This window comes from Leptothoe sp. PORK10 BA2 (assembly GCF_034932105.1).
GTDB lineage: Bacteria > Cyanobacteriota > Cyanobacteriia > Phormidesmidales > Phormidesmidaceae > Leptothoe.
Genome location: NZ_JAYGIG010000142.1, coordinates 1 through 14,793, shown reverse-complemented (window position 1 = coordinate 14,793; position 14,793 = coordinate 1). Strand labels below are relative to the sequence as shown.

The 14,793-nt window shown below is 45.6% G+C and carries 12 protein-coding genes; 6 read left to right on the top strand and 6 right to left on the bottom strand.

Annotated elements, in window-relative coordinates; translation table 11 throughout:
- Nucleotides 1-927: 927 nt before the first annotated feature.
- The 6 genes from VB741_RS22900 to VB741_RS22875 all read left to right on the top strand — a co-directional run bounded on the left by VB741_RS22900 (nt 928) and on the right by VB741_RS22875 (nt 7,672).
- On the top strand, nt 928-4,017 hold the full coding sequence (locus VB741_RS22900; RefSeq protein WP_323367536.1) for a peptidase domain-containing ABC transporter: 3,090 nt from the start codon (nt 928-930) through the stop codon (nt 4,015-4,017).
- A gap of 130 nt (nt 4,018-4,147) precedes the next feature.
- A complete protein-coding gene (locus tag VB741_RS22895) occupies nt 4,148-5,572 on the top strand; it encodes an HlyD family type I secretion periplasmic adaptor subunit (RefSeq protein WP_323367535.1) in 1,425 nt (474 codons plus the stop codon).
- Nucleotides 5,573-5,684: 112 nt separating this feature from the next.
- On the top strand, nt 5,685-6,029 hold the full coding sequence (locus VB741_RS22890) for a HetP family heterocyst commitment protein (protein ID WP_323367534.1): 345 nt from the start codon (nt 5,685-5,687) through the stop codon (nt 6,027-6,029).
- A gap of 155 nt (nt 6,030-6,184) precedes the next feature.
- Entirely contained in the window at nt 6,185-6,997 is an 813-nt protein-coding gene (locus VB741_RS22885) for a peptidylprolyl isomerase (protein ID WP_323367533.1), read from the top strand.
- A gap of 56 nt (nt 6,998-7,053) precedes the next feature.
- The gene (locus VB741_RS22880; RefSeq protein WP_323367532.1) at nt 7,054-7,251 is read left to right on the top strand and encodes a hypothetical protein; all 198 of its coding nucleotides are present in this window, start codon (nt 7,054-7,056) and stop codon (nt 7,249-7,251) included.
- A gap of 37 nt (nt 7,252-7,288) precedes the next feature.
- Nucleotides 7,289-7,672: a HetP family heterocyst commitment protein gene (locus tag VB741_RS22875; protein WP_323367546.1), complete on the top strand. Its 384-nt coding sequence runs from the start codon at nt 7,289-7,291 to the stop codon at nt 7,670-7,672.
- A 211-nt stretch (nt 7,673-7,883) separates the two neighbouring features.
- Here the strand turns inward: VB741_RS22875 and VB741_RS22870 are convergent, their stop codons facing one another.
- From VB741_RS22870 to VB741_RS22845, 6 genes are all read right to left on the bottom strand, one after another.
- Nucleotides 7,884-10,232 carry a GNAT family N-acetyltransferase gene (locus VB741_RS22870; RefSeq protein ID WP_323367531.1) on the bottom strand — a complete coding sequence of 783 codons (2,349 nt, stop codon included), beginning with the start codon at nt 10,230-10,232 and terminating at the stop codon, nt 7,884-7,886.
- Nucleotides 10,233-10,557: 325 nt separating this feature from the next.
- Nucleotides 10,558-11,382: a hypothetical protein gene (locus VB741_RS22865; RefSeq protein ID WP_323367530.1), complete on the bottom strand. Its 825-nt coding sequence runs from the start codon at nt 11,380-11,382 to the stop codon at nt 10,558-10,560.
- Between the two features lie 254 nt (nt 11,383-11,636).
- Entirely contained in the window at nt 11,637-11,834 is a 198-nt protein-coding gene (locus VB741_RS22860) for a hypothetical protein (protein ID WP_323367529.1), read from the bottom strand.
- Nucleotides 11,835-12,146: 312 nt separating this feature from the next.
- On the bottom strand, nt 12,147-12,416 hold the full coding sequence (locus VB741_RS22855; protein ID WP_323367528.1) for a hypothetical protein: 270 nt from the start codon (nt 12,414-12,416) through the stop codon (nt 12,147-12,149).
- A 358-nt stretch (nt 12,417-12,774) separates the two neighbouring features.
- Nucleotides 12,775-13,005, bottom strand: coding sequence for a hypothetical protein (locus VB741_RS22850; protein ID WP_323367527.1), 231 nt, complete (start codon nt 13,003-13,005; stop codon nt 12,775-12,777).
- Nucleotides 13,006-13,277: 272 nt separating this feature from the next.
- The gene (locus VB741_RS22845) at nt 13,278-14,123 is read right to left on the bottom strand and encodes a hypothetical protein (RefSeq protein WP_323367526.1); all 846 of its coding nucleotides are present in this window, start codon (nt 14,121-14,123) and stop codon (nt 13,278-13,280) included.
- Nucleotides 14,124-14,793 lie beyond the last annotated feature (670 nt).

Genomic DNA, 14,793 nt, shown 5'->3' with positions numbered 1-14,793 from the left:
GTTCGATTGTTCAGCCCAATCTATTTGAGTTGGAAGGCTACAACACTCAAATTACCTATTCTAGGACTAGTATTTTAGGTGTTCCGCAACAGTCCTACACAAACCAAACTTATTAAATGCTACAGTAAACAATACACAGCCTCTTGATTTTATTTAGCGCCCTAAAATACATGATGAACCATGGGCTTAGAAGTAAAAGCCACAAGACATCCAATGCTAATTTGCGAAAACGATGCCTATGTAAAAAATCTTCATGATGATAAGTTAAATTAAATTACGCTTTAAAGCCAAAGGTTCATAATTATAATTGTGGTATATACGTCGCGTAGTCTCCTTGTGTGTAGTCTCCTTGTGTTTTAATAGGATGCTGCAGCCTCAATTAAATTGCCCCATTTGATTTTAAAAGAGGACCATGCTATCTACCTATCAAGATTTTCATACACAGAAAAGAGCTTTCTTGCTGCCAAGGATTTTGGCCAACGTATTCAGGTATTGCCCCACTTCCTTGTGTTTGAGGCAACGGTGCTAGTTAGCCTAGGACCGATTCAAGTCTGCGGCTAATCAGGTGCCGATGATACCTCCTATATTAGCTTTATTGACAGACCCAGGTTTTCAAAAGCTTTATACCTGGCTGTTGTAGTCCATAAAATCGGTGACCAGGACCAGGTCATTGGACTATTTTGCAGCGTTGATGTAGTACTTAATTTGCACTTGTGAGCTGTGCACATTAAATACTACATGACTGTATAGACAGTTTCGGTAGGAATTTAGTCTGAACTAAGCTTTTGTGGGTCGTTCCACCCTATTCCAGTGACAACTCAGCTACCGCCTAAATAGGGTGACTATTTGGCCCTTGAGCTCGATGATTTAGGTATTTAGTACCAGAACTTTTGGACTCATGGGTTGTCTATCTTTGGACATCAGGCAATGCAACTTCCTTCTGTTCCGTTTCCATTTGATATTGCTTTACTGATCAATGCCAAATTTGATGTGCCTGTTCAGTTAAGCCAAGACTTTCAGCTCCATACCTTTAGGGTGGGAGATGAACTCTTTGTTTATGAAGAAAATTTTCGAGACCCTATTCCCTCCCATGGCCTTGGTGCAGGGCTTTATGTGATGTGTCAAGGACATGGTCGCATTTTGAGTGCTGGATCCGAGCTAATAGGTGAGATTCCGGTACAGTCATTGGGCCCCGGTGATACATTTGGGGCTGAATCATTATTGGAACCTCATGAATTCCCTTATCGGGTTGTAGCCGCCAGTAATGTTGACATTGCCTGGATGCCGTTAGCTGTTTTGCAACGCTGGATTGATCAGCTACCGGATCTTAAAACCTATTTGCAGGCTCAGATTAAATATCGTGAGAAACTCATTTTCTTTAAGACAATGACCTCACTGAAGTCTTGTAGTAGCTATGAGTTACAGGACTTTATCCTAGCCTGTGGGGAGCAACACCTTCAGGGGCAACAGCCATTGACTGAATTAGTTGGAGCCAATCATTTTTGGCTCAGGCATGGAATCATCCAGTCAACTAGCCCAGATAGCTATCCCCCCCTGGTGGGAGAAGACTGGGGCTATCCTGACCCGATTCCCCCTGAGTGGTTCGCGCAAAGGGCCTTGTCGGTGTACAGTCTCCACCAGCGTGATTGGTCCCGCTTTCCATTTTTGCAATCTGCGCCTGCTGAATCCTCCTTGAAGCGATGGAATGCGGATGCGAGCGATAATTTGCTACGGGGAGATCGGTCGCGGCCCAGCCCACCGCAACACCCATTCACGCTAACTCGGTCGACCCAGGTAGCAGCGCCCAATCCACCGTCCCCAAATCCATTAACTTTTCCGAGGCCTAGCCATCGGCGGGGACGTCGCATCTGGAGAGGTGTGCCCTTTATTGAGCAGCAAAGTGCAGCTGATTGTGGCGTTGCTTGTGTGGCCATGATTGCTCGATACTGGGGCAAGCAGCTAAGTCTCAATACGTTGCGCGAACTGGCAGGAACCAGTCGTGAGGGGACCTCCTTAAAGGGCTTAGTAAAAGCGGCTGAGAAGGTCGGTTTTGAGGCCAGACCCGTGCGGGCGAGCCTAGATCGCATGGCCGATAGTCAGCGTCCCTTTGTGGCCCATTGGCAGGGTGATCACTTCGTCGTCGTTTATAAGATCAGGCATAAGCAGGTCTTAATTGCTGATCCGGCCAAAGGCCGTAGGTGGCTTTCCCATCAAGATTTTTTAGCTGGATGGACAGGCTATGCCCTGCTGCTAGATCCTACGAAACAATTACAGACGACAACTAGTGAGGACAACCAGTCCCTAAATAACCTGTTGGGACTGCTGTGGCCCTATCGCAGCTTGATTATCCAAATCATCTTGGCGTCTTTGTTAATTCAGATTTTTGGGTTGGTAACCCCCCTCCTGACGCAGGTGATCTTGGACCGGGTGGTGGTGCAGCGGAGTGTTGTCACGTTAAATGTTTTTGCCATTGGTCTTTTAATATTTGGGCTCTGGCAAGTTGGATTAGCTGCCGTGCGGCAGTATTTGTTGGATTACTTCTCTAATCGTTTAGACCTTTCTTTACTCAGTGGTTTTGTTAAACATACGTTGAAGTTGCCTTTAAAGTTTTTTGATTTTCGCCATGTGGGTGATATTACTACCCGAGTGGATGAAGGACAGAAAATTCAGCTATTTCTGACGCGGCAATTGGTCATTGTTTGGCTCGATGTGGTCATGATGATTGTCTATATCGGATTGATGGCCTACTACAACTGGCACCTGACGCTGCTAGTGTTGGCGTTTATTCCGTTAATTGCCCTGTTAGCTATTGGGGCAACGCCGCTACTGCGGCAAGTTTCGCGTGAAATTTTTAATGCGGATGCTAAGGAGAATTCTACCCTGGTGGAAATGATGGCTGGCATTGCCACCATTAAAGCCGTTGCGGTTGAGCAAGAAGTTCGATGGCGCTGGGAAAATGATTTGATTCAATTGCTCAATGCTCGATTCCATGGTCAAAAGCTCGCAAATACTTTGCAAGCATCCAGTGGGGTGATCAACTCATTAGGCAGCACTGCTTTGATTTGGTATGGGGCCTATCTGGTGATTCAAGACCAGCTGACCATTGGTCAATTTTTTGCGTTTAATATGCTGATTGGCAGTGTGATTGGCCCTGTACTGGCCCTGGTGGGCTTGTGGGATGAGTTTCAGGAGGTGACGATTTCGGTAGAACGTTTAAATGATATTTTTTCTGCCAAGCCCGAAGAGCCTGTGCAGCATTCTATGCTGTACCTACCGTCTATTCAGGGCAAAATTTGCTTTGACAATGTGACCTTTCGCTATGGAGAAGAAGATGAGCAAAACACATTGCAGAATGTTTCGTTTGAAGTACAGTCTGGGGAGACTATTGCTATTGTGGGTCGTAGTGGTTCAGGCAAGACTACATTAATTAGTTTATTGCAGGGTTTATATCACCCTAGCAGTGGTCGAATTCTAATTGATGGCCACGAAATTCGTCATATTTCCCCGCATTCGTTGCGATCGCAACTAGGCGTCGTTCCTCAAGAATGCTTTCTATTTTCAGGCACTATCCTCGAAAATATTACCTTACATCGACCTGACTACGGGCTAGAACAGGTCGTTGCCGTAGCCAAGCTCGCCGAAGCCCATGCCTTCATCCAGGCCCTACCCTTGGGCTATAACACCAAGGTAGGAGAGCGAGGCTCAACCCTATCAGGGGGACAACGACAGCGCATAGCCATAGCCCGAGCATTGCTGGGACAACCTGGCCTCTTAATTCTAGATGAAGCCACCAGCTCCCTTGACACCGAATCTGAACGCCGCTTTCAACATAACCTGGCTCAGATTAGCCATAACCGCACATCCTTTATTATTGCCCACCGACTATCGACCGTTCGCCAGGTAGATCGAATTTTTGTCCTCGATCAAGGAATCCTCGTGGAACAGGGTAACCATGAGGAACTGATGGCCAAGGAAGGCCTGTACTACTATTTGGCGCAACAACAACTCGCCCTCTAATCCACCCAAGAGTTTTTGTTTTTTGTCAGACTTTTCAGTCAGTTTTAGTAAAGATATCGATAAAAATAGCAAAAAAGCTATCGTCTTTGACGATAACTACAGTATAAATGCGTAACTAGCATGCTTAGCCATGACAAAATTATCCAGTGATCTTGCATCTCCTCAAACAACCAAGGATTCCCAGACCATTGCCAGTAGGACACGGTCTGAACTTCATCGATCAGCTCCAGCGAATAATCGGCCTGAATCCTTTTCATCCACCCTGCCGCCACCCGCTATTCCCACAGCAGCTTGGTCTACGGCATTACAAACGACCTTAGATCATCCCCCAGCTCAATTACCTTATCGCCTATTGGCAGGCGGAGTTGTATTTTTTATTACATTTGGGCTCTGGGCCTATGTGGGCAAGGTAGAAGAGGTCAGCTCAGCTCGAGGGCAGCTTGTTCCCCAGGGAGAGGTGTACACCGTGATGCCAGTCCGCCAGGGAAAAGTGTCGGATATCCTGGTCCAGGAAGGCGATCGGGTTGAAGCTGGGCAAGTGATGTTCAAACTAGACGATCGGCTAGATCGGACGGAGATTAGCCAGTTGGAGCAAGCGTTGCAAGCCTACCAAGATCAGCTCAGACAAACCCAGGAATTGGCTGAGAAAACACGATTAGAGATTCAAACTCGACAGACCAGTTCCGAAGCCAGCACCTTGGCGCAAACCGCTGCAATCGATGGGGCAAAAACCAATGTCGCTACGGCTCAATCCTTAATCAACCTAATGCAGGGTGAAATTACCGCACACCAAGAACGCATTCAACGGTTGACATCGCTAAAGGCTGATGGGGCGATTTCCCAAGAATATGTGTTTGATGCGGAGCAAGCGCTGTTGGCCAGACAACAGACCATGGCTCAAACCCATGGTGACCTTCAGGAAGAGCTTTCAGCCATCAGGCAGTTGGATGCTGAACAAACTCAAATACAGGCCGAAGGCCAACGTTATGTCCTAGAAGCTCGCCAAAGCTTGCAACAACTAGAGGTTGAGATCACTCAACTCAATGCCAGTATTACGCAAACCGAAACCCTATTACAAAAAGCCTACACCCAGCTAAACAATACATCCCTCCATGCCCCCGTCGAGGGTGTGGTACTGGCCCTTAAAATAGACAACCCCAATGAGGTGGTACAGGTGGGTCAAGCCATTGCTGAGGTGTCCCCTAAAGGTGTCCCCTTAGTATTATCGGCAAAGCTAGCAAACCGTGATGTTGGCTTTGTCCAGGAGGGAATGACGGCTCGGATTAAATTTGATGCCTATCCTTACCAGGACTATGGAACGGTTGAAGGGAAGGTCGTGACGGTGGCCCCTGATGCGATTAAGGATGAAGCCTTGGGGGAGGTTTACGAAGTAGAAATTGAGCTTTTGCAAAACCATCTCGAAACGGAGAAGGGGCTCAAACACTTTAAACCCGGACAAACTGCCACTGTGGATATTACTATTCGACAACGTCGAGTCATCGATATTCTGATATCGCCCTTCAAGCAACTGCAAAAAGGTGGACTCAATTTGTAATACTCCCAATGGTTCTAAAACATTAGAAAATTCCCTCTAGCATCTGGTGATGCCTTAGATAGAGATCCCCCGCCATAGATAAATCACTTTAATAACAAACAAGGATATCAAAATGGATAATTCATTAGATGACATGATGACGGCTATTCTAGATGGCAAATACTCCTGGGCCTGTGTGCTGTGGCTACGGGCTAGGGGGTACAATCCCAAGGAATATATGCCTTGCCGTACCTACAATCGTCTAGTTAAAGAGAATTATCATTTGGAGCGCAGCAATCAGTCTTCTGGACAGCAAACATCCCGCGAATATCCTAAAATCCAGCCCATCGTAGATCTCTCCTACTTAGACGATGGTCATAACCCCAAGGGGTCCATTCGAGGTGGGAGCTGGACTGCGCGACTTAGTTCGAAACTTTGTAGCAGCCAATGGAACAAGCCGAACCTCTCCCCATGGTAGATCCAGAAATATCTTCTGAGGAATGCAGCCTTTTTGTAAAGATTGTATAACAAACTTTATCTGGGGCCAAAATGGCCTGATTTATAATTTGACCCCAGATATTCTTGGAGGAGTTTATAGCTGATTTATCCATAGTTTCGTCGTTTTCTAAAAATATGGCGGATTTTTCTCAAGCCCGTTTCACCCCAGATGAGGTTGTTAGCTATCTCAGGCAAACCTCACAACTGCGGGGGATTTATAAAAAGCTCCTGAGTCAACAGGTAATTCAGCAGGGGGCTCAGGTTAGAAATCTCACGGTCACTCCGTCAGAGATTCAAGCCGAAGCCGAGGAGCTCCGCCGCAAGAACCACCTAGAAAAAGCGGCTGATACCTTGGCATGGCTCACAGAACAATTAATGGATCCGGAGGATTGGGAGGCGGGTATCTGTTCCCATTTATTAGAGAAAAAATTAGCTGCCTCATTGTTTGACGCAGAGGTCGAAAAGTATTTCTCACAAAACAAGCTCCAATTTGATCAGGTTTTACTCTATCAATTGCAAGTTCAGGACTATCATTTCGCTCAGGAAATCCGCTATCAAATCCTAGAAAAGGAAAGTTCATTTCATAGCGCTGCCCATCGATATGATAGTGACCCAGACCGTAGCCTCCGGTGTGGCTATGAGGGTAAAATATCTCGATGGAAGCTTGAACCCGCTGTTGCCGCTGCTGTTTTTGGTGCTCCCATAGGCACTCTTATTGGCCCCATCGAAATAAACTCTAGCTATGGTCTATTGATGGTTGAGGCATTCATATCAGCTCAGTTAACCGATGAAGTTCGACAAGAGATCATCCAAGATTTATTTGAAGAATGGCTGGAGCGGGAAATTAATTATCTGCTTTATAGTGAGGTGGATGACGGGGGCAGAGCTCAGGGGTTCAGGGAGAAAAAACAAACTCCCATGCCTGTAGAGATGGTTCCGAGAGAGTGAGCTATTGCTGAGTATATAAGTTTTAAGTCATTAGATTAAGCAGGAGATAGCTGAGTATGAGACAACGAAAAGTGATTAAAAAACGGATCGTTACGGCCAATGGTCATACCATTGCCGAAGCCACCAGCGTTATGATCATCTCTGATGATCACAGTGAGGAGACTACCACCTATCAGCAGATGGTGGAGGTGGAGGTATCTCCTAACCAGGTCACGAGTTATGCAGCTAGTCATGCTTCCGTCGTGATCGAATAGACGCCAAAATTGCCATTATTCACCCTATTGGAGAAAGCTGATGCATCAGGAAAAGTTTGATGAAGTCATCGAGGCAATCCTTGATGGTAAATACTCTTGGGCCTGTGTTTTATTTCTCAGCATCGCAGGCCACAATCCGTTGCAATACATACCATATCGCACCTACCACCGCCTGATGCAAGTACATCATCAGTCAGAAAATGGGTTAAAACGGATCAGTCGACACCATCAAGCAGCACCCGCTGCCCACCCCCAGCATACCCATCGTGCCGAGTCTAGACGGAGGATCCTCGATCTCAATTATTTAGAGGCCGTTGACACGACCCAGGCTAGGTTAAGAGGGGGCTGGAGAAAATGGCTCAGTCAAACACCATCGACATTTTTAGCAGACCCTATATATGCAAGGTCTATCAGCATCTAGGGGTATTGAGAGGGGTATTGAGAGGAATTTAAGAAAAAAATGTTGCAGGGGTAGGATTTAATTCAACGGGGTACCAACTCAAAGCGAGACGTTTTCTTAAGGATAGTGTTCAGGAGTCAGGAACCTGGGCCTCACTGGCTTCTGTCCCCTGAGTCCCCACCTAGCCAGGATTTCCCGGCTGAAGTTGATACCCATTCAACGTATTGTCGACCTATCGCTTTGCACAACTGACCTTAATGGTAACGTTATCCTGTTCCTGGAGGGCAAGTCTCAAGGCATCTCGGGGCGCTGATAACGATGGGTTCATGGCAATTGCCAGACGGTAGGATTCTATGGCTGCGTCCATGTCACCGGCCTGCTTGAGAGAATTTCCTAACCCATAGACTTGGTCAGCATAGATCTGTTGGTCCATTTGAGATAGCGTGCCTTGTCTGTATCGCACAGTGGCTATGCAGATATCGGCGGCTGAGTCATGGGGCTTTAATGCTTGGGCTGCTTGGTAGCAAGTGATCGCTTCATCCCAATGGCTCTGGCCTTTTAATTGGAGGACCCATCCTAACTGGTAATGGGCTTCAGCCAGATCAGGCTTGATCAGAATGGCTTGGCGATAATATGCGATCGCAACATCGAGATCATTGTTTTTTCGATAGTCATTCCCCAGGTCATAGTTAGCTGCTGCATAGTGACTGTATTTCGCTGTGGGCAGTTGATGTTGGCGATACTGCATATTTGCCAGGGCCACCTCGGCCTCACGATAGGTGGGTTGCAGTTGCCATGCCTTTTCATAGCAGGCCATGATCTCATCTTCGGCGGCTTCACTCTGGGCTGCTAAGGCTAGACCTAACTGATAATAAGGCTTAGCAAGATCAGGTTGCATGAGGATTGCTTGGCGATAATATGCGATCGCAACCTTTAAATCCCCCGCCTCCTGGCGTTGATCGCCTAGATCATGATTAAGAACAGCATAATGCTTCTGTTTCTCTGGCGATAGGTTGCCCTGATGATAATGGGCATTGGCCCAACTCACCTCTGCCTCAATACAATCAGGCTGAAGCGTCCGGGCCTGTTGATAACATTCAATGGCCTCGTTCCAGCTATCCTTTTGCTGCAATAGGTAACCAAGATTATGATAGATCGCAGCGGTTACGGAGGCCACCGTGGGCAGGGTCAATGCTTGCCGAAACGCCTGTTCAGCCTCTATCAACTCCCCCCTGGTTTGATAAAGTGTCCCTAGGCTAAACCATCCCTTAACATTATCGGGTTGCAACTTCAGAAACTGTCTGAATAACACTTCAGCAGATGAAAAGTCGCCTGTCCGCTGGGCAATCACCCCTAATCCGTAGAGAGCCTTGGGATGCCCAGGTTGGGCCCATAAAATTTGGCGATAGATTTTCTCCGCCTCAGGCAAGCGATTGAGCTGATGGTAAATCGATGCAATTTTATGGGCTTGGGGCAGGGTTCTCGGATCGAGTTTGCGAGGTTTCTGGGGTTCATCCTGGCGCTGTAATACCACAATCTTGATGGGCCGCTCCTGAGCCCCTAAGGAAAACTTATACGCCTCATTCCCCATCAAAAAATCATAGACTTTAAATTGGTTTTGAATCGCAAATTGAATACCCAAGGCATGTAGAATAATACCCGATGAGATATTTTTAACCGTGTCATCTCGACTGCCAATCAGGAAAAGGATCGATTTTTTCTGCCAATCCATTAAATTAGCAATGGCTCCCAACGGCTGATGATCTCGCCATAGCACCGACAAATATAAACAATCGTTGGCAAAACAATGGCGTAAATTCAGTTCTGCATACTTCAAAATATTATGGCAGTGGGCATCACCTTTTCTCCCTGCCCAACTTTTTTCCCAAAAATCAAACAGGATTTTGAGATCACGATCTAGGGTGTCTGCGTTGGCCTGGGTAACCTGAAACTCATTCCTGTGGCCAATTTTTCTTAAGAGTCGTCTAACTTTTTGCCTTGTATTGGGACTCAACGATTGTTGGAGATAGCTGTCCCAATTATCGGGCAGTAAAATATAGGGAACAATATTATTGTCGATACAATCAACATCATTCACATGGTGTTGTTCTTGAACGCTAAAATCTTCTTGAGGAAAGTGAGCTAAAAATCGACTTAGTCGAGGATCTGTTTTGGCAATATTACGGATGGTCAGGACAGACCACGTCTCATCGCTCTGCAAATAGCTAGCAAACGCTGATAATGCAGCCGCTTCATAGTCTGGAAGACAGATAAATGGAACATGATTTGCATCCGTCACCCCAGCAATGGAGAGCTCAGTGTATAACGTACCAGGAACAGTTTCATCCAGATCGATTACGAGCGGCATAAAAGCCACATAGTCCGCATCATCATCATTCTCATCTACCTTTAGTCCCAAGATAGACCAAGGCTCTGAACCCTGATCATGATGCATTAGCCGCCCAGACAGCCAAATCCAAGAAACGAAAAATAAGGATTCAGGATCGGATTGATACACAAATTCCCAATTACGTCTGATGGCGCTAAAAGCTTCTAATGTATTGATGATTTCGATTTTCATAATCTATTATGGAGTAATGAAATGCATACACATGGCTCTAAGGTCTGGCAGGTGAGGCTGACAACCGTTATTTCACAAGAGTAAAATACTAAAGTAGTTGGACTCTATATAAACCTTGTTCACGTCCAGAACGGTAGTTTTTCTGGTGAGGAAACTCAAGGTTTCAACTTGGACGTGGTTTAAGACCAGTGAGGTAATTCACCTCTAATGAAAATTGGAGCAGACAGTGAGATAAAAATTCCCACAATAAACAGATCGAGCAGCAAAGCTTTTCGAGAAACCATAGGAGTCAGGTGATTTTTCTGACTAACCAAAGGAGATAAAATTAGACCGTGAATAAATCTGTGTACTGATAAGTCATGGCCAGATCGCCAGCGAATTGAAACGATTCAACATCACTCACAGTTAGGTTTGTACCATTTTTTTGAATACTTACACCCAGGGAGGATGTTAAAGCCGTAAACGTGTAGTCAGTTTTACTACCCTCCAACAAGAGAAGATCATCGCCGCCGCCACCGATAACGACACCAGTACCGCTTTGCAGTTCAAAGGTATCAGCTCCCTCTCCACCATCGATCAACACATCTTGGACACCTATGTTGATCCCACCACCGGAGGCAATGGCCCTAACAATATCATTACCATTGCCCAGATCATAGGACCCACCCCGGATGCCAATAGTCGTCGCATTCACTTCAGGCCCTATGGCTCCACGATAAATTGCCTGTCCCAGAATAAGATCGGCACCATCGCCACTAGAAACTGTACTGCTGCTGTCAATGCCCACAGCAATTGCATTGCCAGTGACCGTCGCAAAGGCATCTCCTAAGACCGTAACCCGCATATCCACCGCGTCGTCCATAGCCTCACTGATTGCCAGGGCATCAGCGATAGCCACAGTATCGGTTATGGCCGAAACTTCGGCTGTACCCTGGAATATGTCTGCTCCATCAGCCGATGTGAGCGGTGTTGAGATCGCCAAGCCAATGGCTTCTGTAACGCTCCCTGAGGTGCTAGTGGACTGAGTTGTATTGACATTACTGACAAAGAAATCAGGGAAAAAGCCTTTAGATGTTGCCCTTGAAAAAGCTCTAATGGTTGTAGTAGTCTCTTCAATCACCAAGTCAATTTCATAATTGGATAGTTTCATTACCCTTTTCCTGTGAGAGGTGAAGAACCAATCTGTACGAATTGCTGCATACAAAAGAATCGCTGCAAGTTCCGCCATGGTCCATGAGCAGCCTTACAACGATTCTTTTCGGATGCTGAACTTGACATCTAACACTAGACTTGTCTATAAAGGAGAGTTCTATCAGCCTCGATTCGAAAATGAAGACTAGATAGAGCCTAGGTTATCTCAAACTCTCCCATCTAAATATCAAGCCTAGCTTCATCCAATCACTACTAAGCGTATGCTACGTTAACAGCAATAGCTGTGGATTTAGCATTACCTTTATATGCATAAGCACTAGATTTTGCAGTAGCAACCTGCTTGATGCTAGTGATGTCGATATCAACACGCTTACCTTTTCCACCACGACTGCCACCCAAGACATCAGAGGACACAGTTGTTTCGAGGTAGCTTAAGTCAGAAATAAACATTGGTTTTCTCTCCAATTTTTTACATTAACTCACCAACCATCGATTTGGTCAGTGAGTTAACTATATCGAGCCACACCAAGAGAATGTTGCCAATTTGGCAGAAGTTTTCCAAGCAATACAATTTCTGTGGAGGGGAGACATACAAGGAGAGTGATGATTGCAATTCATAAAAATAGGAGCCAACAGAACTGTTGACTCCTAAAAAGTTGGTTTTACTACGCAATTTTCACTACAGCAGAGGAGCAAATTTTGTCATGAAAGAGATCAACCGCGCATGTTCTCTCAACCTAAGGATGTAAGCCTTAAGTATTTTTAAGCCTGGGCGTAGGCACTGGCAGAAGCTCGACCGTTGACGGTAGCCGCACTGGCGGCGGCAGCGGCACCACTGCCTCGGGCAAAAACCTTAATATGTCCTCCCGCTAGGCTGCCACTAATATGGAGCGTGGCACTCACATCGGCATCCAAATCGGCATCTAAATCGGCCCCTGAACCTCTGCCTGAACGACTAAAACCACCGTTAATATTAACCTGATTCGAAAAGACCTCGAAAAACTCTAGGTCTTCTATCACTAACTGACTCATTGTTTTCTCCTTATCAAGTGATAAGTCATTGCTAAAAAAATCTTTCTTTACACAAGATAATAAGGTCATTATTTTAATCTTCTTGTCTTGTGTAATTCGTGATTTTATCCTGTCTCTAATGCCAAAAATTCTCTTCACACCTTTAGAAAGATGTACAGCAACGCACGAAGAGTCCTGACGATAAACAATAAAATGCCGCAGATATCAAGTATCTGCAAAGTATTTTAATCGAGAGGAAACTAGCATGTATCGCAGCTATCACCCATTCTTGTTGATGCGACAAGAATCGCCGAAAGAGCATATTAGATAATTCCTTCAGCGATTCTTAAGAGGGCTAATTCTTGGCAAGAATTATCTGTTAATTACGAGCAGAAGCGTAGGAACCAGAATAAGACTCAGATCCTACCCCTGCAACAGCCTGTGCACTAGTATATGTATCAGTTTTACTGTGTTTACCAAGAGCCACTGCCGAAGCATCAGCCGTTGCTAGAGCACTGGCTGGACGACGACGATGATGATAGCGACTGCCACCAGAGATGTCGGTGTCTTCATTAACAGTACCTAGATAGCTCAGATCATTAATCAGCATTTATGCACTCTCCAAAAAAAGATGTTTAAGCAACTCCCGTTGCTCTTGTAAATAAGATATGCGACTTCTTAGGAGGGGTGTGGCCATTTTGGCAGATTCTTGTATGAATTCTATTTCGGTCTATTTTGGTCAAATAATTACTAAAATGCACCTGCTCAATACCGATCGAGCAAGGTGCATTTTAGTGTACGTAGGTTAAGAAATTGTTACCTAAGATCCCAGCTGCAAAATGCGGCCCCTTAGTCGTCTCTTTTATCGGTAACGATCTCTAACTAATTAGGTAGATGTTCTTTTTTCAAAAATATACCCATGAGTCCCAAGAGTGGTGCTAATAGCGCTAATATGCTCATGGGTTCTGGCACCGACTGTTTGCAATCTTGCTGACTTGCAGCAGTGGCAACACAGGCAGTAGTAGTTTTCACCTCTATCAATTGTAAATAGGTATCGTTTTCAAAACTACGGTTATACGATCCTTCTACAAAAGCATCAACAAACTCGACTTGCCCTCCAAAAGATTGATCAAAGCTGGTATCAAACGTCAGGGCATGACTACCCTTTGGTGCGACTAAGCTATCCCCTGGGCCTACTGTTGATAAGCTCCCTGACAGGGTAAAGGTATCTAAAAGAGATAGGGATTGGGCTTGAGGACCACCATAGAGGGAGAAGGAAACTGTCCCGGCAGCCTGGGCTGTTTCAATGTCAGGTCGGTCAATTTCGGTTTGAAGTAGCAGGGAGGCAATAAAATCAAAGGCAAAAATAGCACCAGAGCTGACAAAAAAGTTACCCAACACTTTAGCCGTGCTTTTAGCTTGGCCAAAATAGTTGTTGCCATTGTCGCCAATGACTCCGCTGAATGCCACATTGCAGGCACCGGGATTGCCGAGGCCAAAGATGCATACGGATGCATCGGATGGGTCATTAAAGATCACCGCCTCTGCAACTGCCTCTGCTGAAACATCGCCATCATCGGCAATGGTAAATGTATCAGTATCGGTATCTGTGCTACTGGAGAAGAAAGCTTGGTTAAACGTGACCTCTAGTAAACTTTCTGAGAAGGCTAAACTAGCCGCTTGGCTGGGGGTTGCGATCGCAACCACACCAGAAACTAGCGGTGCCACTAAAAACCAAGACGGTTTTAAGGAACCTGACCATTTATTCATGTGTTATATTTTTGTAGTAAACTTCACGCAAACTTGTTGTGCATTTGTTTTGCAACAATGTTTCCTGGCTCTCTAGTCGTTGGTGCCTATTAAAAATGAAGGACATTAACACCGAAAACAGCCAGGGAATTGCACCCTAAAAATTGTCAGCAAAATAGCTGACATAGCGAGATGCGCCAAGGGCAATGACTGGTTGCCATACCTTGATTCAAGTAAACAATTGACCTCTGACACCAGAGACCCGATTTATAATTATGCGAATGTTATCTACAATGGACCCTTTCTAAGTACATTTAACTGCATCGTCAGGCAAGCAAAGCAAAGCCTTGATAAAGTCTATTGCTAGTTCAGTAAAGATTCCTGGACTACCCTTACCGATCAAATTTTGCCCATGGAAATGTTTAATGAGCATAGTCATCTGGCAAAGCTGGTAAGACTCATAGAGAGACGAGCTGGGCAACCTGAAGGAACATCGCTAGTCAATCCGTGGGGCCTCAAAAACAGGGCAAACGCATACAAAAGTACATATCTCAACAAGCCTCTATTTTGGCCATTTTATTGAGAATAGTGTCATTAAGAAGAGTCTTATTGAGAAAAAGCTGATGAACATTAGTGTCGTGAGCGCCTG

Coding starts and splice junctions, on each gene's coding strand:
- VB741_RS22870 (WP_323367531.1), bottom strand. CDS start 10,232: ATGAAAATCGAAATCATCAATACATTAGAAGCTTTTAGCGCCATCAGA.
- VB741_RS22890 (WP_323367534.1), top strand. CDS start 5,685: ATGGATAATTCATTAGATGACATGATGACGGCTATTCTAGATGGCAAA.
- VB741_RS22855 (WP_323367528.1), bottom strand. CDS start 12,416: ATGAGTCAGTTAGTGATAGAAGACCTAGAGTTTTTCGAGGTCTTTTCG.
- VB741_RS22850 (WP_323367527.1), bottom strand. CDS start 13,005: ATGCTGATTAATGATCTGAGCTATCTAGGTACTGTTAATGAAGACACC.
- VB741_RS22900 (WP_323367536.1), top strand. CDS start 928: ATGCAACTTCCTTCTGTTCCGTTTCCATTTGATATTGCTTTACTGATC.
- VB741_RS22880 (WP_323367532.1), top strand. CDS start 7,054: ATGAGACAACGAAAAGTGATTAAAAAACGGATCGTTACGGCCAATGGT.
- VB741_RS22885 (WP_323367533.1), top strand. CDS start 6,185: ATGGCGGATTTTTCTCAAGCCCGTTTCACCCCAGATGAGGTTGTTAGC.
- VB741_RS22865 (WP_323367530.1), bottom strand. CDS start 11,382: ATGAAACTATCCAATTATGAAATTGACTTGGTGATTGAAGAGACTACT.
- VB741_RS22860 (WP_323367529.1), bottom strand. CDS start 11,834: ATGTTTATTTCTGACTTAAGCTACCTCGAAACAACTGTGTCCTCTGAT.
- VB741_RS22895 (WP_323367535.1), top strand. CDS start 4,148: ATGACAAAATTATCCAGTGATCTTGCATCTCCTCAAACAACCAAGGAT.